Here is a 21,709-nt window from a genome sequence, read left to right on the forward strand (position 1 = left end):
TAAAAATAAGAGATGTTTTTTCAGAACAAAGCATAGAAAAAAGAGGTGTAACCTCATAGACTTGTCAATTCAGTCTATTTCGTTACAGCCTCTTTGTATGTTCAAAAAACTATAGAAAAAAAAGTTATTTCGTATGAAAATACAGAAAAAAACAAAAAAAAACACCAAAATACGCAATCTTGGTGTATATTTATAAAAGCATACTTTTTTGTACGAATGAAGTTACTTTTAATTTCCAGAAATATAATCTTTATTCTTTTTATTTATAACGTATTTTTGGGCATTCGTCAATCTAAATTGGAAAATTTTGGTAATCGCATAAAATTGTTATCATGGACAAATCTTGCTTTGCTTATGCTAAACAAGCTTACAATAAATGAATTTCAAACACACTATCACAAACACATTACAAATATAAAAAGGGTGCTTTTTTTAACACCCCGAAGTATTCTTATAATTGTTTTTCTTTGATAAAATCAATCACACGATTTACATAAGATGCACAAAGTTCATCTGTTTCAGCTTCTACCATAACACGAATCAATGGCTCTGTTCCACTTGGTCTTACCAAAATTCTGCCATTATCGCCTAATTCCTGGGCAACAGCATCTACTTGTGCCTGCAATTCTTTATCTTCTAAAGCAGCCTGTTTATTCTTTACCACCGTATTAATCAATAATTGCGGATATATAAACAACCCTTCGCTCAGCTGTTTTAATGACTTTCCTGTTGCCTTCATTACTTCCAGCAGCTTTAATGCGGTAAACAAACCATCTCCGGTGTTTTCATGTTCATAGAAAATGATATGTCCACTTTGTTCACCACCGATTGAATAGTCATGTTCCCGCATGCATTCAAACACATATTTATCACCGACTGCCGTTTGTTCATAACGAATGCCCTTTTTATCAAACGCATGATATAAACCAAGATTGCTCATAACCGTAGTAACTACGACATCCTCATGTAACTGCCCTTTTTCATGCATATAACAGCCACAGATATACATCGTATAATCACCGTTGATAAGTTCGCCATCCTCATTTACCGCAATCAAACGATCGGCATCTCCATCAAAGGCAAATCCCACATGGTAATCGCCATCCTTCATCATCTGCTGTAATTCTTCCGGATGTGTAGAACCACATTTGGTATTGATATTCACACCATTAGGAGCTGAATGAATAACCTCTACCGTAGCGCCTAATGCGGTTAATGTTTCTGCTGCACAGCTAGTTGCTGAACCATTTGCCAGATCCAAGGCAATGCGCATGCCGTTCAAATCTAAAGGTACGATATCTTTTAAATGAGATTCATATAATTCTAATCCTTCATCCCATTCCAAAACTTTTCCTATTTTATCTTCATGCGCCAAGTCAATCATGATTTCACCATCGATATAACGTTCGACTTCTACTTCGATTTCTGGATTCATTTTGCACCCTTCGTGGTTAAAGAGCTTGATCCCATTATCATGATAAGGGTTATGGGAAGCACTGACCATGATACCACAATCAAAATGCTCCTTTTGTACCAAATACGAAACGGAAGGGGTAGGACATACCCCTAATAGATATACGTTTGCTCCTGTGGAAGTTGCACCAGCTGCTAATCCCATTTCAAACATATCACTGCTAAGGCGTGTATCTTTCCCAATCAAGATTTTTGCATGGCGCTTTTTTCCATAATACCATCCCAGATACTGTCCGATACGCACTGCCATATCCAAAGTGAGTGTATCATTGGCGCGTCCACGTGCACCATCGGTTCCAAAATATTTTCCCATAATGTCATTCCTTCCTTTTACTTTTCTTTCACCGCAATTGTTACTGTCGCATTTTTCACTGCATACGTCGCCAGTTTGTTTTTGCCTTCTACAATAAGTGGTTGCTCATACGTACCTGCCTTATCAATCTTACTGACATCTACATAAACATGCAGATCTTCGATCTTAACTTTATCAATGACCTTTTTTGCCCCGGAAATAGTCACACTTGCATTTTGCTGTGTACCATTTGCCAACGCAAAGGTAAAACCATCCATGCCATTTTCGATTTTGATTGGTACTTTATTCATGACACGTTCTTTTTTATCTGCCAATTTCACAGATATATTTACAACGCTTTCACTGATTTTTGTCACTCCATTAGGAGGAACAATCGGCATCGGGAAGTCACGATTGCTGGTCAGTGTAGATGCCGGTATTGTGATCGGTAATACTTCAATCTGATCCAATACACTTTGTTTTGCGTAGACTGTAACCTTATCATGATTTAATTTATACGATTCAATCGCTTTATTTGCCGGTATTACACCATTTGGCACAATGCTTAAGCTTACGCGCTTATTGGGCTTGCTGACTTTGACATGCGCATTCATCTTATCCGGAATAATATCCACATCCATCTTATTTCCTTTATCATCATATGCAGCTATCGTCGCTTCGGTCGTAAAATCACTTGTGTAATTTTTCTTAACATCAATCAAAGCTTTGACATAAGCAATCGAATCTAAAGTTTCCGCAGATGCCCGGACATGAACTTCGCCCTGCTCTAATTCTGGTTCGCCTAAATCGTAGATACTGTCCATATTCGAACGATTCACAAAATCATATCCTAACGTAAAACTGCGAATTGATTTTTTCTTGATGGTCACGATGCCATTGCTCGGTTCCAATACTACTTCAACACGACTTGGTGCACCCTCTGTCGTATATTTTACTTCATGTGTTCCTTCCGTAAGATCCGTCAAATTCGCAACGACACGGAAATTTTTCTGTTGTTTCACACTTTTGATATCACTGATATCCCCAATGATACGCACCTTTACCATCTCATCCAAACCAGTGACTTCATAAGCTTGATTGGATACGACCGCACTTACCTTATACTCTCCTAAGGTTTCCGCACTCTTCATATTTTCAAACAATCCACTATTATCAGAACTCATCCCGAAATAAAACAAAACAGCAACCATCAAAGCAACAATCTTGCCATGCTTCTGATTAAATAATAATTTATCTACCCAACCGCTAATCCAGCGAAAGACACGGCTTAAACGAATTTCCACATTGGCATATGTTTTCGCAAAAGTTTGGGACTTTTCAGCAATCGCCTTGGCTAACTCTGTCTTTCCTTCTGAGCTTAGCTGTGTTCTTTTTTTCTTCTTTGCCATTAAGAATCACTCCTTTCATCATCATTCTGTAAGGAGGAATCATCTTCTTCATCTGCTTTTTCATAATGCAATACGATTGCCTCAGGTTCAATGACATCATTAAAAAGATCATCGGCCATACCCATACTACTTAATGGATTTACTTTACTATGGTTTTCTGTATCATCATGTGACAGCTTCAAATCTTCTTTCTTTTTCTTTGTTTCTTTCTTCTGCTTCTTATTATCTTGACTTTCCTCTTTCTTACGATCTTCTTTTGCTTTATCCGCTTCTATTTGCGCTTTGGTACGACGTTTACGCTTTTTCTTTACCGGTTCCATCAAAGTCTCTTCCATCATAGATGTCTTATCAATAACCTCTTTGGTTTCCTCTTCCATGTCTTTTTTATCCGTCACGGTATCCGTATCAACAATTGTTTCAAATAGTTGATCTAATGGTGCATCCTGTTTTACAGCAAGATCTTCTATTTCAATCTTTTCCTTACTGTTTTCTACGATCACCACATCCTGTTCATGGACCGGTGCTTGTTTATCCTTCTTTTTCTTCGTATATTTATTAGCTGTTTCAACATTGTTTTTTACCCGTCGATTCTTTCCTTTGAAATAATGTGCAAAAACCCCTTGTTTCTTACCGGCAGGCAGCTTGTTGTCCGGTTTGCTTTCTTTCTTTTTCACACTGCTTTCTTCTTTTTCCTTCACATTGCTTTGTGTGCCTAAGATATTCATCAAGAATTCCCGCAAACTTGCTTCCGAATACACCGTAAGTTTTCCTTCTTGGGCAATCGAAATATTCCCGGTCTCTTCACTGACGATGATCGTGATGGAATCGGTAATTTCACTAATACCAACAGCAGCGCGATGACGTGCTCCATAACTGGTAGGCAGTTCTCTGGAAGTCGGTGGGAAATAGGCAGCAGCACAGGCAATCTTTACCCCTTGGATAATGACGGCACCATCATGCAGCGGCGTGCCATATTGAAAGATGGAGCATAATAACTCACTGGACACGACGGAATTCATCGGTGTTCCGGTTTTAATGAAATCACTTAACGAATGTCCTTGTTCTATCGAAATTAAAGCGCCGGTCTTTGTCTTAGACATCTCCGCACATGCTTTAACTAGCTCATCCACTAAATTTTCACGTTCATTCACTGTCAACGTGGAGATACGTGAAAAGACGCTGGTCTTACCAATTTTCTCCAGAATACTACGAATCTCCGGTTGGAAGATGATGATAATTGCAGGCACTCCCCAATTCATGATGGATGTTGTCATAGCAGCTATCGTATTTAATTCCAGATAAGTGGCAATGGCCTTAACAATGATAACCAATAGAATACCTTTAAAGATCTGAATGGTTCTAGAATTATTCTTAACGATTTTCAAACAATAGTATACCAATGCCCAGACGCAGGCAATATCAGCCAATTGTCTGATCAATACCCATAGATTATTCAGTGTGAAATAGCTCATGAGAAAAACACTCCTCTCGTATGTATTATTATAGCATAGAATCAAACACTCCCATACAAAAAGCGTCAAGATTTTGCCCCACACTTCTATCTTTTTTCGTTTTGTAAACAGATTTTACCAGAAACAAACCCTGCTCCTTTCCTGAAATAAAAAAAGATCCCACCTTTCATAAACAACGTTTATTTATTTCCGTTGTCTACTTTAGAGGGATCCTATCAAACTACATCTCTTTCATTATTTCATTAATACAATCCGCAACACTATCATACACTACACCAATTTGTTCTTTGATTACACTGCGGGCATGTGACAATGTACTGCCATGAAATTCTTCCAGCATCGGCAAATCGTTAAAGGAGTCTCCGATTGCATATATGGCATCATGATCCAACCCGAAATGATCTTCGATATAATACAACCCCTCAGCTTTGGATACCCCATGAGGAACAATGTCTACACAATTCACATTAATAAAAGCTGTCGCATAGCCTTTAAAATTCGCATTAATGTAATGCGCGATTTCCTCTGCCAGAATCGTATCGTTCAAAGATACGACCAGCTGCGCAATCTTACCGCGGTCTAAAATAGTTTCTTCCGCATCAGAAGCATCCGGCATATTTCCATATTTATGATCAATCTGATTTTTATCTACACTGAATTTATATCGATGATATCCATCATTAATAACATAAGAGACACAATCTAAAGTCTTAATATAACTGATGATGTCCAATGCATGATTATATTCCATAAACATACATTCCAACAAATTACCATCCCCATCATATATGACACCGCCATTGTTGGTTATGATAAAATCATACGTAAATCCATTACGCTCGATCTCCTTTTGTAAAGACTCCATGCTGCGTCCGGTAACGATACCAAACAGATTACCGGCCTTGCGAAAACGTGCAATTGCCTCAATATCCTTTTCTGCGACCAGCTCTTCTGTACGCAATGTTCCATCATAATCACTAGCGAGTATCTTCATAATCATCCTCCATCTTGCAGTTTTATTGTATCAAGTTTTACGAAAAAAACAATGTTTTCGTATAACTTTTTAGGAACATCCCATACTACAAGCAGGAGGTGTTAGAAATGGCACGAAAGAAATACCGTCCTGGAATGAACTGCGAAAAAACTGGTAAATATGCTTGCTATGATGCAAATGGCAACGAAATGTACCGTGATATCGACGTTGAAAAGGACAGACGTTTTCCTCCTTCTCAGGAAGAAGGATGCTACTACGAAGAGCAGTAGTATTCTAAATGACTGTTCGCACGTATGTGCATAAGAAAAATCCTTCCCATCCTTATCGGATATATGGAAGGATTTTTTTATGTTTAAACCGTATGATCTCGTTTTATCTGAAAGTTCCTTTTGGTTTTTCTACTATTGAGTTTTTTGATAATCCAACAGACGATATACAGCTCTGCCATTGCGAATACCTAATTGCAAGATTTTGATACTTTCTGTTTCTTCTTGCATCACCTTTACCAGACAATACTTATCTTTTAATAACTTTTCTGCCATCGCCTTGTTCATGGTTTTTCCAATCCCCTGTAAGAATCGATCCTCTTTCCAAAGTGCGAATTTACAGCCATTGCGATAATTGACACAGCCAAAGCCTTTCGTATTTTCCACGATTTTATTTCCGCATACTGGACAAATGCCAACGGCTTCACGTTTGTCATCAATAGGCACACTCTCCACCTTTACATGAGAAAGATCCTCTTTTAGATGGGGGATAAAAGCTTCCAGCACACTGTCTACCAGCGTTTTCACATCTGCTTTCCCTTCCTTGATATCTTCTTGAATGACCCACCATTTGGCAGTTAAATCAGCGGTTTTAATTTCGTCAGGCAATAGGTGATAAAAATCCTTTCCTAGCTGTGTGGATAAGATTTGTTTTCCCTTCATGACGACATATCCTCGTTTCAACAAGGTTTCCACAATTTGTGAACGCGTAGCACTCGTACCGATTGAACCGTTTTCGCCTTTTTTCCCTTTATCCTTTTTCTTTAGAATATCCTTAATTTCTTTATCCTTCACATACTTTGCGATGCTTGTCATGTCTTTGATCAACGTTGCTTGAGTATAACGTTTTGGTGGATTTGTTTCTTTTTCCACAAAGACATCCTCTTGTAAGACTGCCTCATAATTCCCTTTTGGTAAAGTAAACTTGCCACTGTCTGTTTCTTCATGATCGCCATCATCTTCTTTTTCCGGTTGAAAGAACTGTTTATAGCCTTCATCTAAGATAAAGGTACTGACTGCTCTTAATTCCCCTTGTTCGCTTTTGATACTGGCAATCACTTGCCGTTTTTTAATTGGTGGTAAAAATTGCATGATGTAATAACGGCATATTTCTTCATACACTTTCCGTTCATCAGGCAATAGTGCTTGGATAGGGAAATCACTCATGGTAGGAATGATAGCATGATGTGCCGTAACATATTTATCATTAAAGCATTCAGAATGAATTTGATAATCTACCGGATAGCTTTCCTGCAATTTTGCCATAACATGTGGCAATACTTTATCAGCCTCTGTAAAATGTTCTTCCTTTAAATACTGCGAATCACTGCGGTTATACGTGATTGCCTGATATTTATCTCGCAGCGTTTGTGTAATCTGATCTGTCTTTGCCAATGTAAAACCACATTTGGTATTCATATGTGCTTGCAATTTGGCTAGATTAAAAGGTAATGGCGGCCGCACTTCCATTTCTTTTTCCTCAACTTTTACTTTTTGTACATCCTGTTGATGAACCTGTTGTGCAATTTCTTCCAATATCTCTTTATGCAAGATATGTTTTCCATCATCCAACAAATCAGATTTCGGTTTAAAAACAAAAGGAATAAGAACATCTTCATGTAATAGTGCACCATCAACATGCCACTCATAATACTTTTGTTTTACATGGTTATCAATTTGCTCATCCCTTGTCACAATCAATCCAAGGGTAGGACTTTGCACACGTCCCACACTCATCCCACTGCGTCTTAATGCTAAGGAATATAAACGCGAATAATTAATACCCACCACATAATCCGCTACTGCTCTGGCATAGGCACTACGCCCTATAGCTATGAGCTTTTCATCATTATCAATAAGCTCATGGAAGGCTTTTTTTATATTCGCCGGAGTATTATCATTGATATATACCCGCTTAACAGGCTTCGTATTTTGCGCATATTGTAAAATTTCATCGATTAGAAATTGTCCTTCATCATCCGGGTCACCTGCATGAATGATTTGATCACATTGCTCTATCAATGCCATGATCTGCATGACGCGCTCTTTCTTATTGCCATCAGGAACTAGCTTCCAGTTTTCAAAACAAATCGGCAGATCTTCTTTACGCCATTTTTTATATTTTGCATCATACTCATCTGGTTCACAAAGACGCAATAAATGACCATATGCCCAAGTAATCGTCACATTCTTTTTGACAATGACTCCTCGCACTTCTTTACTTGGTCCATCAATGGCCTTTGCGATTGCTCTTCCTAATTCCGGTTTCTCTGCAATGATCAAGGAATGCACACAGCCTCATCCTCTCTTTTACACTCATTAGCTTGCATGGTTTTGGATAATATCTTACCTCATCCAGCCAGCAGGTACTGCCAATTATAGCATATTTCGGCAAAAGCATGAAGAAAATCTTAGTAACCAAACTGCTCATGATCGTGGTATTGCTCGCTATGGCAAAGTGTTCAAAAGACTGACTAGCCCTATATTCTTTTTCACATTTTTGATAATTTTATCGTATGTACCTTTATTCACACACAATAACCTTGAATATGGTATCCAGCATTCCAGATACATTTTTTTATAAGGAGATTCCTATACAAAAAGATCACTCCTTTTGTAAACAACGTTTTATTTATTTACGTTGTCTACGAAAGAAGTGATCATATCACATGTTACTTTCTTTATCCTTCTTTATTTTACAATCAAACGTGCCATGACAATACCTTCACGTTCCTGTAAGCGCTGCACCAATTCTTCACTTACTTCATCATTGGTTTCTAAAATGGTATACGCATAGTCTTTCTTACCTTTACTAGCCATGTTTTCAATATTGATACCATGATTACCTAACGCTGTGGATACGCTGCTGATCATATCCGGAATATTTTTATTAATGATACAGATACGATACTTGGTTTCCTGTGTGATTTGCATATCCGGTAAATTCACAGAGTGCGTAATATTGCCATTTTCCAGATAATCCATGATTTCCTTAGCTGCCATCACGGCACAATTTTCTTCACTTTCCGGTGTTGAAGCACCTAAGTGAGGAACCCCAATAACATTATCAAACTGCATGAGCGCATTGGTAGGAAAATCGGTAACATAGCTGCCAATCTTACCTGCCTGTAAGGCTTTTACCATTGCTTCATCGTCCACAAGACCACCACGAGCGAAGTTTAAGACACGTACGCCATCCTTCATCATGGCAATGCCTTCCGCACTGACAATGTTTTTCGTAGCTTCCATGTAGGGTACATGCACGGTGATATAATCACATTCCTCAAAGATCGTTTTTAAATCCTTTGCATGATGAATGCGGGACTTTAAGGTCCATGCCGCCTGTACGGAAATATAAGGGTCATACCCATACACTTCCATGTCCATGGCTGCCGCTGCATTTGCCACTTGTACACCGATGGCACCTAAACCAATGACGCCCAACTTTTTTCCGGCAATCTCCGGACCGACAAACTGGCTCTTACCTTTTTCAACCGCCTTGGAAATATCTTCACCTTCCAGTGATTTCACCCAGTTCACACCTTGAGCAATTTTACGGCCACTTAAGATCAGCGCCGCAATCACCAATTCTTTAACCGCATTGGCATTTGCTCCCGGTGTATTGAAGACAACAATACCTTGCTCACTGCACTTATCCAATGGAATATTATTGACGCCGGCACCGGCTCTGGCAATACATTTCAAAGAAGCTGGAAATGCTACATCATGCAGCTTCGCGCTACGCACCATGATGGCATCATAGTCATCAAAGTCTTCGCTAAAGCTATATTTGGTTTCATCAAACTGTTGAATTCCTGCTTCTGCTATCTTATTAAATAATTTTACTTTCATATGGTTTTCCCTCACTTATTTTCTTCTTCAAATTTCTTCATGAAGGCAATCAGTGTTTCTACACCTTCCATAGGCATGGCATTATAAATGGATGCCCGCATACCACCTACTGCACGATGGCCTTTCAGGTTGCTCATACCGGCTGCCGCACTTTCCTTCGCAAACAGTGCATCCAATTCTGCATTCGGAGAACGGAAAGTCACATTCATCAAAGAACGATCACTTGGATTTACCTGTGTCTGATAGAAATCGCTTGTATCTAAATACGTATATAACAGCTTCGCTTTTTCTTCATTACGCTTTGCCATGACAGCTAAGCCACCCATCTCTTCGATCCATTCCAATACTAAGCCTAAAATATAGATGGCATACGTTGGTGGTGTGTTGTACATAGAATCTTTTTCGGCAAGTGGTGCATAATCCATCATAACAGGTGTAAATTCCTTCGCATGGCCAATCAGATCCTCACGTACAATGGCAACAGTCAAACCGGCGCAGCCCATGTTTTTCTGTGCTCCGGCAAAGATGATGCCATAATCCTCTACCCGAATCGGTTTTGATAAGATATTGCTGGACATATCCGCAACGATAGGCACTCCCTTTGTATCCGGTACATATTTCCACTCTGTACCATAGATCGTGTTATTGGCGCACAAATAAACATAATCCGCATCCTTGTTTAATGCCAGCTCCTGCTGTTTTGGAATATACGTAAAATCTTTATCCTTACTTGTTCCTGCCAAAGCAATATCCCCATATTTCTTCGCTTCGGCATATGCTTTATTGGCAAAATATCCGGTGACGATATAATCTGCTTTCCCTTTTTGCAGCAGATTTAAAGGCACCATTGAAAACTGTGAAGTTGCCCCTCCCTGCAGAAATAATACTTTATAGTTATTAGGAATTGCCAGAATGGTTCTAAGTCTTTCCTCTGTCTTTTTAATAATGGCATCATATGCCTTGGAACGATGACTCATCTCCATGACCGACATTCCACTGCCCTCATAATTCAGCATCTGCGATTGTGCTTTTTTCAATACCTCCAGTGGCAGCATGGATGGTCCAGCTGAGAAGTTGTAAATTCTTTTTTCGGCCATAATTCGGCACCTTCCTTTCTTTTTACTTTATGTATGTGATGATAATTATAGCACATATGAAATAAAATGAAAGTGATAATGTAAAAAGCTTATAAATTTTCTGAAATAGTTTTCTTAACATAAACAATCCGGCGATGCTTGTCCTTGTATCAAAGACACAATAAAAAAAGCACTATCCTAAAACGCTTTTACATTAACGTCTAAAAGATAATGACTTTTTACTCTATGCAGATGGCATAAGCTCCTCTTTGCTGCCTTCATCATAAACATATGTTTAGGCAAAAACAACTTGAATCAGCATCATATAAACAAACGTGCCGCCAATAATACTGATCATATTATTACGTTTCCATATATGTAACAAGACTACACATCCAATTCCCAGAAACTCTGGAATTCCATAGGGATATGACATAAAGGCTGTATGGCGGACACAATATATGATAAGACAAAGCATGATTGCCATCGGTAATACTTTGCCAAGATATAGGATTCTTTTAGGAAGTTTATCCGGGTTTTTAAAGATGAGAAATGGTATCGCTCTGGTTAGGAAAGTACAAAAAGCTACAACTAAAATAATGCTCAACGATGCCTGTGTCGTTATCATGATCGTTCTTCCTTTCTTCGTTCAACTTTTTTCTCAAAGATCAGCAAGAAGATAACCAGAAGCAATAATGCCGGTAATAAAAAGTTATCAAAGCCAAAGACAACAATACTTATAAGAATGGCGAAAGCCGCAATATAAGCAGGCAGATGATTAACAGTATGCAGCCATTGTTCTACAAAGATGACAGTAAACAAAGCTGTCATAGCAAAGTCAATTCCGGTTGTATCAAAATTTAACAGACTTCCTAAAACGGCACCAATCACTGATCCTATGACCCAGTAGCATTGATCAAAGAGAGAAATGAAAAACATCAACTTCTTCCCATGTTCCTCTTTTTGATCAGGAATGGCACATAATAAAGAATAGGTTTCATCTGTTAAAGAGAATATCATATACCACTTCTTTTTTCCCATTCTGCTAAACACATCTAGAAAAGATAATCCATAAAACAATTGTCTAGCATTTACTGTAAGTGTAACTATTGCCGCCTCTAGCAAATGAAAACCAGAATGAAAAAAAGTTAACATAACGAACTGCATACTGCCTGCATAAACAAAAAAACTCATGAAAAAGGCCCACAGCGCAGAATATCCTTGTTGTTCACATAAGATGCCAAATGCCATACCTAAAAAGACATACCCAATCATAACCGGAAAGCTTAATTTTATAGCTTCTTTCACAATTTCTTTCAATACTATCACCCCTATTTAGTTTCTTATTGTAATGGATTTATTGAAATATTACAACTATACCATAGACAATAGCTTTTCTTTATCAATAAGAAATGATCGCATAGTTAAATTATACTTTTTCGTTAAAGTCGTTTATTGTCAATTTTTTCATTCTTTATTATTGACAAGATGACCCCCTGCATGATATATTATGTAAGCACTCAAGAAATGGGGTTTTAGCTCAGCTGGGAGAGCACCTGCCTTGCACGCAGGGGGTCATCGGTTCGATCCCGATAAGCTCCACCAATAAACATAGTAGATTCCGAAATATCGGGATCTTTTTTTTGGTAAAAAACGATTACTGAGATTGGCAAACACCTTATTGTTAAAACCACAATTGCTTATACGTAATCATAATAAAAAAAAGGCATTGCTGCCTCAATATATAAAAAAAGTAACCTGGGGACAGGTTACATTTAGGAACGCCTTTATCCTGTGCGTGCAAGAATTTAGAGAACAAAGGCTGAAATGTCCAGAATACGTCTGAGATATCGGCGACGCACATTCAAATACTGCATGGGAGTGCAATACTTCAACGTCTGAACATGATCCTTTTCCACCCATTGGGCTTCCCCCGGATCCCCCATTGCAAGAACTCACCCCGTTCTTGCACTTTTATTTTATCCTAAATCTTTATGTAAAACAATATTTTTGGTAAAAGTTGCCATTTATTTCAAAAAAAGTTAATTAAATACAAAATATGGCAAAAACCGTCAAATACGGATATATGTTTTATTGCGTTTAAAAGAACTTCAGCATCTGATACCATACATAAAGAAAACTTCTTTTTTAAGAAAAGAAGTTATACTTTTATATGGATTCTTGAATGTGAAATAGCAGCTGATGGTTTCGTGTCTGCAAATACACAAGTAGCCATTAAGCATAATCCACAAACACCAGCAATAAATAATTTTTTCATAATCATTCCTTATTTTAAAAAGCAAGAAAAGTCTCGTTTTCTGAATATCAGAATGCTATTTTCTTGCTTTTTAATTTTTTTAACTATATTAAAAATCTTTTATACTTTTATATGTATGCGAGATGGTGAAATTGCAGCTGATGGTTTAGTATCAGTAAAAACAAATGTAGCCATCAAACACAATCCACAAATACCAGCAATAACCAATTTTTTCATAATCATTAACCTAATTCCCTGATTATGTTTAGACCATATGCATATCATCATCGACAGGCATATGATAATTGATTATCTTGGATTAAACAATAAAACGGCCTTTTATTAATAATAAATAACTTTATTTTAAAATTTCGCTAAATTATCAAATAATTATCAACTTATATCATTTCTTCTAGAACTTTATCATATATATATAGTTTTTTATAACAATTAGTTTCATTTATTAATTTTCTTAATTCAAATTGGAAGACTATAGCAAGATCTTTATCTTTATTAAAAGGTAAGATTTTTTCCATTATTAAATCCTGTTTTTCTATTGAACTTAGCGCTTTGTAATTTGCATAGAAAAAGTACATATGTTGTGCAAAAACAGGATATTTCTCAATATTTTCAACCGGTGGTATGTTAATGTTTAATTCCAATCTACTCTGACAATTTGCCATATATAATAAGTCAATCAAATTAAATGTTTTTTGGTGTTTTACCATTAATTTAAAATATCTTAGAGATATTTGATATTCTTTTTCATAATGATATATATTGGCAAGTGTAGAGTATGTTTCTCCTATTTTATAATCTGACACTAATGCATTTTCTAATATCCCTTCCATTTTTTCTATGTAATCTAACCTTTTACTTTTATTTATATATGTATATAAGATAATATAGTAATTATATACATCAACTAATCTTATATAATTTTTTGCATGCAGAAAAGTTTGTTCCAAATCTGATAATACTTCATTCATACAATCAAATTTGTTAGTTATAGAAAAGTATTTTACGATTAATAGTTTCATATAGGGCTTATCACTTTTTATTAAATTATATTTTTTTATCGAATTAGTATAAGCCTCACAGTTTTCCGTAGCATAAAGTGCTGCTCTTTCTATAATCAATATTTTGTATAAATCACTATAAACACTTGGGAATATTTCGAGCATTTTCTCATAATGCTTTGCTTTATGTTCTGTTATAAATTCATTTTTTAAATAATGGTTTTTAACATCAGTAATCAATTCATGTATCTCAGAATAATAAACATAATTTTTTAATCTATTCAACAACCTTAGAATTTTATATGATATTGTCATAATAGCATCAATATCATAAAACTCAATCGCTTCATATAAAGAAGTTAAAGATAATTCAACAGCATCATCTACTTTTTTGAAAAATCCAAATTTTAAATTAAACTTTTGTAGAATTTCAGGATAAATGCTATTTCTACAAATATATCCTTGTTCTAACTTTTTTAAAGTATTAACACAACAAACATTCATACAAAAATTACTTTTATTGAACTTTTCAGAATCAAAACTAAATAACTCTTCTCTATAAACACCTATCAATAAACCAATTAAACGTTTTCTCTCTTTTATATTCATAAAGACTCCTAAACCTCATATAAAAAGTATCTTCATAAATCAAAATATTTATATGATTCATTATACCAAAATAAATACATAAATAAAAATCAATTAGATTTTTTTCAAAAAAGCATTAATTATAATCTTCACCATTGTTTTCTATCATTTCTTCAAACATATTCAAATAACTATAATTGTTTTTATTTACAAATGTTTTTCTTAGCTCATATCGTGTTATATCTATTAACCCTTTATCTGATAATAAAGGTGCGATTTTTTTCATGATAATTTTTTGTTTAACAAATGCTTCAACATCATAGTTTTGATAAAAGTTATACAAATATTGTAATACTAAAGGATGTTTTGCAAGAATATCTTGTGTTAAAGTAGGTATATCAATCAATAAATTCAAATGGCTTTGACAATTTGCCATATAGATTATATCAGTTATATGCATATTATCTCTATATTTCATAACTTTATTAAAATAGATAAGGGCTTCTTCATAATTCTTTTCCATGTGCAACGTATTTGCAATACTAGAACAAATTTCACTTACTTTAAATTTAGGAATATTTTCGTTTTCTAAAATCTTATTTATTTTATTGAGATAATGTATTCTTCGCTTTTTCTCAATTTCCGAAAATAATAAAAAGGCATAATTATAAATATCAATCAATCTAACAAAATTCTTCTCTTCTAGAAACTTGTCTTCCAAATAATCAATTTCCTCTTTCAATGATAGATATTGTTCCGTTATCGCATAATATTGTAACATGTACAACCTTAATAATGGATGATTATCATCTTTTATATTTAGCTTTCTTATCTTCTTACGATATTCATCTATGTTATCAATTGCAATCGATAAAGCACTCGCCATAATTAGCTGTTTCAATAAAACATCAAACTTTTTAGGTAATAAATTTAGAATCTGTTCATAATGTTTAGATGTAGTACTGGCAACCTCTTTATCCTCTAAATAATATCTGTTTACATCAAAAAATATATTATATAGTTCTGAATAATATACATAATTTCTAACACGTTCGAGCAAATTTAGAATTTTGTCACAAATCCTGCCAATGCCCTCTAAATCAAAATATTCAATCGCCTCATACAATGGTTCCATCATCATCTCAACAGCAGTGTCAACTTCGGGGAAATAATCAAAACGCAGCTTCAATTTAGCAAGTAATTCATCATATACTTCATCAGAACGACTACATTCGCCACTTTCAATTCTTTTTAAGGTATTGATCGTACAAATACCATCACAAAATCTTAATAACGTATACTCATTCTGTGTATTATGACGTTTTTCTTCACGGTAGATCCTTATTAATTTACCAATGACACGAATTCTGTTTTTGTTTTTAATTCTCACTAAAATTCTCCTCTACATAATCACTCCCCCTCACATAAGTATAAAGTATTTTCCATTTTTTGGAAATAGAATTAACAGAAAAGCGATTGAACTGAATTATTTCAAAAAAACAAAGAAAAAGAGCTATTCGCTCTTTACTAAAAACATTGGTAAATATTCCATAACATGAATAACTTTGTTCAAAATACGGTATATATAAGCAGCTTCTTCTTCACTTTTTGGCGTCATGGATTGGCTTTGTGACAAGGTATTCATACTGCGATAGGTCAATATATTATAGAAATGACAATTGGCAGCCTGTAGATATGGTATAGCTGTTTTAGCCGCAGCATAATTTTCTGTTTTCAATGATAATAGAAAACGTACATAACAATCCATTGCTGAATGCTGATCATATTTCTGTAAGAGCTCTTTGCAACTCTCATATTCTTCAAAATACAAAGATAGCGCATAAAGATAATGATGTGCACAGAAGGCATCAGAAGGATTTAGATTTAAAATCTCCTGGAACTGTTGTTGAGCTTTGCGCATACAGCCAGCTTCATAAAGTGCGCACGCATAAGTGAACTTAATATGAAATAAAGGTTTTGCCTGCTCAATAGAGTAAAAATCATCTACCTTGCGTAAGAAAAAATCTTTACCTAAATTCATAGTAGCTAATTCCATTCCCTCTTTATAACGCTGTATTCTTACTGCATGATCTTCTTCATAGGTTCCAAGCATCATATAGGCCTCAATACAGTCTTCACATATATCTAATGCTTCATAAGCTATTTGCTGTTTCTTCTGCCAGGAACGAACACGCTTACTCTCTTCAAGCTTTAATAAAGCCTGTTGATAGGATTGTTCATTTTTAGTATAGCCGACATGACTTTCTTCTAGAAATGCATCAAGACTCATTTGAAATGTCATGCCTATATCAATAATGTCAATTTGCTCTTTCATACTTACCTCAATTCATTCATAACCTGCGTAATTAAAAAACAGATGTCTGTTTATGTAAAATTTTTAATGTGTTGTAACGCCCATCGCTGATTGATTTCATGAAATTTTTTGGTATCTTCTTCTGGCATGCGTTGCTTAACTTGCAGATAGGATTCCCATGTTAGGGCTAATACATCTTCTTGATCATTTTCTGTATAAGAAAACCAAATCGTTTCACTTTGTTTATCCCTATCTTTATAACGAAGTGTATTAGGATAACGCTGTTGTTTCTTCAGATAGATATAAACTTTTAATTTCAGAATCTCGATGACTCGATCGTCGAAACCTTCTTCCAATATATGAATCTTTTCTGCAATGTCACGAGCATCGGATATATAACGTTTCGTGGCGGACATATCTGCATACAGGTGATGATCCGCCGCTTTCTTTTCTTTTTCTGATTTCATCAATAAGACAAAATGATGTTGTTTATCCGGATATATACAAGTATGAAAAAAAGATATGCGTGTTCCACATCTTGGACAGGTAAACGCATAGAATTCTTCCTGTTCCAATTGTTGCTTTAAATCTGGTTCAAATTCCGGAATTACTACGGTATCACTAGGCTTGTGCGTATGCCAAAGACAAGTCGGACATGTTATTTCTACTAAGATCGATTTCATTAAATCACCAACTATGTACATTATACACGCTTACGCCAAAAAGTCACGTACTACCTGTCTCTACCTTATAGATACCAACACCTTAGTAAAATCGTACCTATCCATTCCTTTTCTTTATCAACTTTTGTAAGAATTTGATGAATATTAACAAAACTTCATAAAAAAGGCTTTCAATCCGTCCTTTTTCTATATTATAATAATGGTTGTTACAAATGAATAAAGTAAAATTACTATATGAGGTAAAGCAATATGAAAAAGAAAGAAAAAAATACCCGTAAACGTAGTCTGATTATTGACATCGTTTTACTGGCAATCATGCTGATTGTCAGTGTCATCAGCTTTTACATCGCTTATACGTTTGGTCTGATACCAATGAAATGGATAACGATCTTTGCCGTTGTTGTCGGATGTAGTTTCCTCATCCTTCTTCTTTTGAACTTTAAGAAACTTCCTACATGGGGATTGGTCATGAAACGTTTTGTATTGATCGTCTTAACGGTATGTATTGGGACATGCGGTTATTTTCTAGATAAGTCGCGAACGACCATTAATAAGATCAGTAAAACGACTGTGAATGAAGATGGCTCAACAACCAAAAAATCTAAAATGTTCGTCGTTGTGAAAAAAGACGCTGATATCCAAGACTTAGACGATTTAAAAGATCAGACGATCGGATTCCAAAATGGCAGTGATGAGGATAATGCAACTTATATGAAAACATTGTTGCAAAAAGAAATTTCCTTTCAAGAAAGAGAAGAAATGGATTATACGGCTTTAATAACAGATTTAGAAAATAATGCTGTAGCTGCTATTGCCATGAGTGAAACTTTCTACAACATGTCAGCGGCCAATATTGATAAATTCTCGGAAGAAACAAAGATCATTGAAACCTATGAACGCGAATTAACAGACAATCAAAAGAAACATAAGGATATTACAAAAGAAACCTTTACCGTTTATCTGAGTGGTTTGGATAATGTAGGCTCTCCGGATCAGCAGACACGTACCGATACCAATCTGATTTTAATCGTCAATCCGCGAGCAAATCATATTGATATGGTGTCCCTTCCAAGAGATGGCTTTATTCCAAATACAGCGACCAACAATGTCAATGACAAATTCACCCATACGGGAATGTATGGAATCGATACCAGCGTAGAAACCTTACAGCAGTTCTTTGGTATTCCTATTGATTATTATGCCCGTGTCAGCTTCAATTCATTGATTCAAATTGTTGATACCATAGATGGTATTGATGTTGATGTTGAGATTGATTTCTGTGAACAAGATGAGAACCGCAGTTTCAAAAAAGATGATCTCATCTGCTTGAAAAAAGGCGAACAACATTTAAATGGAAAACAAGCCTTGGCATATTCTCGCCATCGTAAAACCTTAGGTTATGATAATCCAGGACGTGAACGTGCTCAACAACGGATCATTAAGGCTATTATCAATAAACTTGTTTCCCCTAGTGCTATTACTTATGTAAATGAATTACTGGAAATTGCGCCTAATTACGTGATTACAGACATGCCAGCAAATCAGATTACTAAGTTTGTTTCCAGCGAATTAGAAAATATGAAACCTTGGACCATCTCTTCTATTTCCAGTGATAACGGTGTTTATGATACACGCTATGTCGCAAGTATCGCGGAAAGTGAAGGTAAAAAGGATGTATACCTGTTTAACAAAAATGAGGTTCATGCCTTACTGAATGCTTATGATGGCGCCAGCAAACAATTGGAAATGAAGGAGTATCACTTTGATCTAACAAACCTTTATAAAGATACACCAGCTGTTAACGATGATCCTAACATTGTTTGGGATAGCATGGCAGATGTTCCACATTAATGTTTGTATGCAAGAATGACACACGTCATTCTTTTTTTATACATAAGCGTAGAACAAGCTATACCAAAAAGAAAAGCAGAGAAATCTCTGCTTGCATAAACATTATTCTGTATCAATTTTTCAAAGTTTCATCATTATAAGTACGATGGGTAATCTTATGCAACCAATCCTTCATCATCGCAATATCTTTTTCATCATTTAAGATATATTCCATGATCAAGGTATCCTTGCCACAATTAAACTGCGCAACAATATGAAGATATTCTTCTAACTGTTCAATGATACCCTTTCCTTTGACATCTCCATCCTCAATCACAAAACTTTCTAATGCATTTTGTGGATTGCTCAGCATTTCCAAATAATCCTCAACATTCTTTTCAAATTGATAAACATTTGCTTTGATTAGCCATCGCCAAGGTTCATCACTGGTTTTATACGGAGCCATGAAATGTAATGTTTGTGTACTGTTATCAAAACTATTTTCACTGCATCCATCCACTGGTATGTTCCAATTCCCAAAAGGATACCATACCAGATGGCGGCGATATCCGATATTCGCAATCGGCTCATCTACACCATGATGAATCAACTTTTCGCGCATCAGACAATCACACAATAGTTCATATATATCTAAAGGAAGGCCAATCGTATCATCCGCCTCATATGCAGCTTCTAAGTAATCAATGATTGTATGTGCAATCTTATCTGTAGTCTCATTCATTCCACTGTATTCATAATAACAATCTTTCCATAATAAAGCGATTGCACAATTTTTATAGTACTGGGCATCGCGCGCTAAATTGTTCCATACAAAGAATCGCTGTGCCAGTTCTTCTATTTCCAATGTTTTAAACGCATGTACAGAAAGGTATCCCATAGGTGTAACGACCCTATCGGCTTTACTCATTGGCTGATAATCATCACTGCGCCAACAAATGCACAGATTTTTATATTCTGCAACATGCTCCTCTACATACGTTGCGATATCCTGCAGCCAGCGATAAAAATAGTTATATTTCAGTGTTTCAAAATTGCGTTGTTCATAATACTTGGTGGGATCGCTCACTTCAAAAGGCCATTCACTTTCCGCTATTACATCATCAAAAAAACGACATGCGAAAGCATGAAATCCGGGACCGGCGACATTTGTCTGCGCCGTCAGAGTGATAAAACAGCCTTCATAACTGCATTCAATATAGCCCTGTGGACAGACTTCAATATTCACAAAAGTATCAAAATCTTCAAACTTTAATTTCTTTTCCTCACATTGTTTTTTTAAAAACGCGCTAAATTGCTCACGTTGTGTTTCTTTTTCTAATTTACCTTCTAAGACAATTTCAATTGACATAATGACTCCTTTCATGACATTGTGTACATACCTCTTCCTTTTATGATTGGTTGAAAAAGGAACTGATTACTCAGCTCCCTATTCTACTGCTAATACTCGATAAACCGACTTCATTTCGCCCTCAAAAACCAGATTTCGTTTGGTGTAATCGTAAGAACGATTGAAATCATAATCCATGATCTTCATAACCTTGATACGCATTTCTTTCTTTAAAGCACTTTCTTTTAAATCCGTCTTTGCATAACTGACACTTACCTTAAAAGTGAAACCATCACAAGTTGTGTCATTATATACAAACTGTGCTTCTTCGCTGCTTTCCACCTTCACCGCACTTACTTGCGGAAGCGCATCCTTTCCATATTCATTTACGATGGTAGGATAGTTGCCATAATAATATGCCTCGGCAAACTCTATGTATTCACGAATACTGTCACTTGGCAGATATTGCAGACCACCAATGTCACTGCGTGACTTTTTATTTGCCAAAGTGAAGAAATCATAAACAAAATTCACGGCAACCTGTTTGGCCTCTTCTTCACTGATCGCATGATCTGGATTTTTCTCAACAGCTGCACTTAAGGAATTAAATGCTTTGATTTGTTGTTCGCTTGGGTTTAACGGTTCAACATATCGATCATTTTTAATAAGTTTAACTTCTTCCTTTTTTGTCTCACTATCACTGCCTTTTTTATCATTCTTTTGATCATTGGAACTGCATCCGCCAAGAATTAGTAGGGATACTGCAGCCATCGTCAAAACCAATTTTTTCATTAAAGGTTTCATACTTTACCTCCACAACTATAGTTAAGTATACC

At 35.8% G+C, this 21,709-nt stretch carries 17 protein-coding genes and 1 tRNA gene; 3 read left to right on the top strand and 15 right to left on the bottom strand.

Going from position 1 to position 21,709, the window contains the following annotated elements; all coding sequences use genetic code 11:
- Nucleotides 1-451: 451 nt before the first annotated feature.
- The 4 genes from glmM to EDD61_RS07985 form a co-directional block, all read right to left on the bottom strand.
- On the bottom strand, nt 452-1,786 hold the full coding sequence (glmM, locus tag EDD61_RS07970) for a phosphoglucosamine mutase (protein ID WP_008687141.1): 1,335 nt from the start codon (nt 1,784-1,786) through the stop codon (nt 452-454).
- Nucleotides 1,787-1,803: 17 nt separating this feature from the next.
- Nucleotides 1,804-3,174, bottom strand: a complete 1,371-nt coding sequence (locus EDD61_RS07975; protein WP_008687140.1) for a CdaR family protein — start codon at nt 3,172-3,174, stop codon at nt 1,804-1,806.
- Entirely contained in the window at nt 3,174-4,646 is a 1,473-nt protein-coding gene (gene cdaA / locus EDD61_RS07980) for a diadenylate cyclase CdaA (RefSeq protein WP_132224919.1), read from the bottom strand. The genes EDD61_RS07975 and cdaA overlap by 1 nt, the downstream gene beginning before the upstream one ends.
- Before the next feature lie 220 nt (nt 4,647-4,866).
- Nucleotides 4,867-5,640 carry an HAD-IIB family hydrolase gene (locus tag EDD61_RS07985; protein ID WP_008687138.1) on the bottom strand — a complete coding sequence of 258 codons (774 nt, stop codon included), beginning with the start codon at nt 5,638-5,640 and terminating at the stop codon, nt 4,867-4,869.
- Between the two features lie 107 nt (nt 5,641-5,747).
- On the opposite strand from EDD61_RS07985, the gene EDD61_RS13830 reads away from it, so the two are divergent.
- Nucleotides 5,748-5,909, top strand: a complete 162-nt coding sequence (locus EDD61_RS13830; protein WP_008687137.1) for a hypothetical protein — start codon at nt 5,748-5,750, stop codon at nt 5,907-5,909.
- Between the two features lie 132 nt (nt 5,910-6,041).
- On the opposite strand, the gene EDD61_RS07990 is transcribed toward EDD61_RS13830, so the two are convergent.
- The 5 genes from EDD61_RS07990 to EDD61_RS08010 all read right to left on the bottom strand — a co-directional run bounded on the left by EDD61_RS07990 (nt 6,042) and on the right by EDD61_RS08010 (nt 12,163).
- Nucleotides 6,042-8,198 carry a DNA topoisomerase gene (locus EDD61_RS07990; RefSeq protein WP_132224921.1) on the bottom strand — a complete coding sequence of 719 codons (2,157 nt, stop codon included), beginning with the start codon at nt 8,196-8,198 and terminating at the stop codon, nt 6,042-6,044.
- Between the two features lie 399 nt (nt 8,199-8,597).
- On the bottom strand, nt 8,598-9,758 hold the full coding sequence (locus tag EDD61_RS07995; protein ID WP_008687134.1) for a 3-phosphoglycerate dehydrogenase family protein: 1,161 nt from the start codon (nt 9,756-9,758) through the stop codon (nt 8,598-8,600).
- An 11-nt stretch (nt 9,759-9,769) separates the two neighbouring features.
- Complete coding sequence (gene serC / locus EDD61_RS08000) at nt 9,770-10,855, bottom strand: 3-phosphoserine/phosphohydroxythreonine transaminase (RefSeq protein WP_008687132.1); 1,086 nt, start codon at nt 10,853-10,855, stop codon at nt 9,770-9,772.
- A gap of 274 nt (nt 10,856-11,129) precedes the next feature.
- Nucleotides 11,130-11,462: a branched-chain amino acid transporter permease gene (locus tag EDD61_RS08005; RefSeq protein WP_008687130.1), complete on the bottom strand. Its 333-nt coding sequence runs from the start codon at nt 11,460-11,462 to the stop codon at nt 11,130-11,132.
- Nucleotides 11,459-12,163 (bottom strand): AzlC family ABC transporter permease, encoded by a 705-nt coding sequence (locus tag EDD61_RS08010; protein ID WP_243642704.1) that lies wholly within the window; start codon nt 12,161-12,163, stop codon nt 11,459-11,461. Before EDD61_RS08010 ends, EDD61_RS08005 begins: the two co-directional genes overlap by 4 nt.
- Nucleotides 12,164-12,363: 200 nt before the next feature.
- Here EDD61_RS08010 and EDD61_RS08015 point away from each other — a divergent pair.
- Nucleotides 12,364-12,439 (top strand) — tRNA-Ala (locus EDD61_RS08015).
- A 1,050-nt stretch (nt 12,440-13,489) separates the two neighbouring features.
- Here the strand turns inward: EDD61_RS08015 and EDD61_RS08020 are convergent.
- From EDD61_RS08020 to EDD61_RS08035, 4 genes are all read right to left on the bottom strand, one after another.
- Nucleotides 13,490-14,719 carry a hypothetical protein gene (locus EDD61_RS08020; protein WP_132224925.1) on the bottom strand — a complete coding sequence of 410 codons (1,230 nt, stop codon included), beginning with the start codon at nt 14,717-14,719 and terminating at the stop codon, nt 13,490-13,492.
- A 115-nt stretch (nt 14,720-14,834) separates the two neighbouring features.
- Nucleotides 14,835-16,088, bottom strand: coding sequence for a hypothetical protein (locus EDD61_RS08025; RefSeq protein WP_132224927.1), 1,254 nt, complete (start codon nt 16,086-16,088; stop codon nt 14,835-14,837).
- A 123-nt stretch (nt 16,089-16,211) separates the two neighbouring features.
- Nucleotides 16,212-17,033 (bottom strand): hypothetical protein, encoded by an 822-nt coding sequence (locus EDD61_RS08030; RefSeq protein ID WP_008687071.1) that lies wholly within the window; start codon nt 17,031-17,033, stop codon nt 16,212-16,214.
- Between the two features lie 50 nt (nt 17,034-17,083).
- Nucleotides 17,084-17,695 carry a CpXC domain-containing protein gene (locus tag EDD61_RS08035; protein ID WP_008979395.1) on the bottom strand — a complete coding sequence of 204 codons (612 nt, stop codon included), beginning with the start codon at nt 17,693-17,695 and terminating at the stop codon, nt 17,084-17,086.
- A 249-nt stretch (nt 17,696-17,944) separates the two neighbouring features.
- On the opposite strand from EDD61_RS08035, the gene EDD61_RS08040 reads away from it, so the two are divergent.
- Entirely contained in the window at nt 17,945-19,546 is a 1,602-nt protein-coding gene (locus EDD61_RS08040) for an LCP family protein (RefSeq protein ID WP_132224929.1), read from the top strand.
- Nucleotides 19,547-19,658: 112 nt separating this feature from the next.
- On the opposite strand, the gene EDD61_RS08045 is transcribed toward EDD61_RS08040, so the two are convergent.
- Nucleotides 19,659-20,894, bottom strand: coding sequence for a hypothetical protein (locus tag EDD61_RS08045; RefSeq protein ID WP_008687064.1), 1,236 nt, complete (start codon nt 20,892-20,894; stop codon nt 19,659-19,661).
- A gap of 78 nt (nt 20,895-20,972) precedes the next feature.
- The gene (locus tag EDD61_RS08050) at nt 20,973-21,677 is read right to left on the bottom strand and encodes a hypothetical protein (protein WP_008687061.1); all 705 of its coding nucleotides are present in this window, start codon (nt 21,675-21,677) and stop codon (nt 20,973-20,975) included.
- Between the last annotated feature and the right edge of the window lie 32 nt (nt 21,678-21,709).

Origin of the sequence: Longicatena caecimuris (assembly GCF_004341945.1) — a bacterium.
Classification (GTDB): domain Bacteria; phylum Bacillota_I; class Bacilli_A; order Erysipelotrichales; family Erysipelotrichaceae; genus Longicatena; species Longicatena caecimuris.

What these genes read in the sequence shown, in the direction of transcription:
- EDD61_RS08020 (WP_132224925.1), bottom strand. Translation starts at nt 14,719, where the DNA reads ATGAATATAAAAGAGAGAAAACGTTTAATTGGTTTATTGATAGGTGTT.
- EDD61_RS13830 (WP_008687137.1), top strand. Translation starts at nt 5,748, where the DNA reads ATGGCACGAAAGAAATACCGTCCTGGAATGAACTGCGAAAAAACTGGT.
- EDD61_RS07975 (WP_008687140.1), bottom strand. Translation starts at nt 3,174, where the DNA reads ATGGCAAAGAAGAAAAAAAGAACACAGCTAAGCTCAGAAGGAAAGACA.
- EDD61_RS08050 (WP_008687061.1), bottom strand. Translation starts at nt 21,677, where the DNA reads ATGAAACCTTTAATGAAAAAATTGGTTTTGACGATGGCTGCAGTATCC.
- cdaA (WP_132224919.1), bottom strand. Translation starts at nt 4,646, where the DNA reads ATGAGCTATTTCACACTGAATAATCTATGGGTATTGATCAGACAATTG.
- EDD61_RS08035 (WP_008979395.1), bottom strand. Translation starts at nt 17,695, where the DNA reads ATGAAATCGATCTTAGTAGAAATAACATGTCCGACTTGTCTTTGGCAT.
- EDD61_RS08030 (WP_008687071.1), bottom strand. Translation starts at nt 17,033, where the DNA reads ATGAAAGAGCAAATTGACATTATTGATATAGGCATGACATTTCAAATG.
- EDD61_RS07985 (WP_008687138.1), bottom strand. Translation starts at nt 5,640, where the DNA reads ATGAAGATACTCGCTAGTGATTATGATGGAACATTGCGTACAGAAGAG.
- serC (WP_008687132.1), bottom strand. Translation starts at nt 10,855, where the DNA reads ATGGCCGAAAAAAGAATTTACAACTTCTCAGCTGGACCATCCATGCTG.
- EDD61_RS08040 (WP_132224929.1), top strand. Translation starts at nt 17,945, where the DNA reads ATGAAAAAGAAAGAAAAAAATACCCGTAAACGTAGTCTGATTATTGAC.
- glmM (WP_008687141.1), bottom strand. Translation starts at nt 1,786, where the DNA reads ATGGGAAAATATTTTGGAACCGATGGTGCACGTGGACGCGCCAATGAT.
- EDD61_RS07995 (WP_008687134.1), bottom strand. Translation starts at nt 9,758, where the DNA reads ATGAAAGTAAAATTATTTAATAAGATAGCAGAAGCAGGAATTCAACAG.
- EDD61_RS08045 (WP_008687064.1), bottom strand. Translation starts at nt 20,894, where the DNA reads ATGTCAATTGAAATTGTCTTAGAAGGTAAATTAGAAAAAGAAACACAA.
- EDD61_RS08005 (WP_008687130.1), bottom strand. Translation starts at nt 11,462, where the DNA reads ATGATAACGACACAGGCATCGTTGAGCATTATTTTAGTTGTAGCTTTT.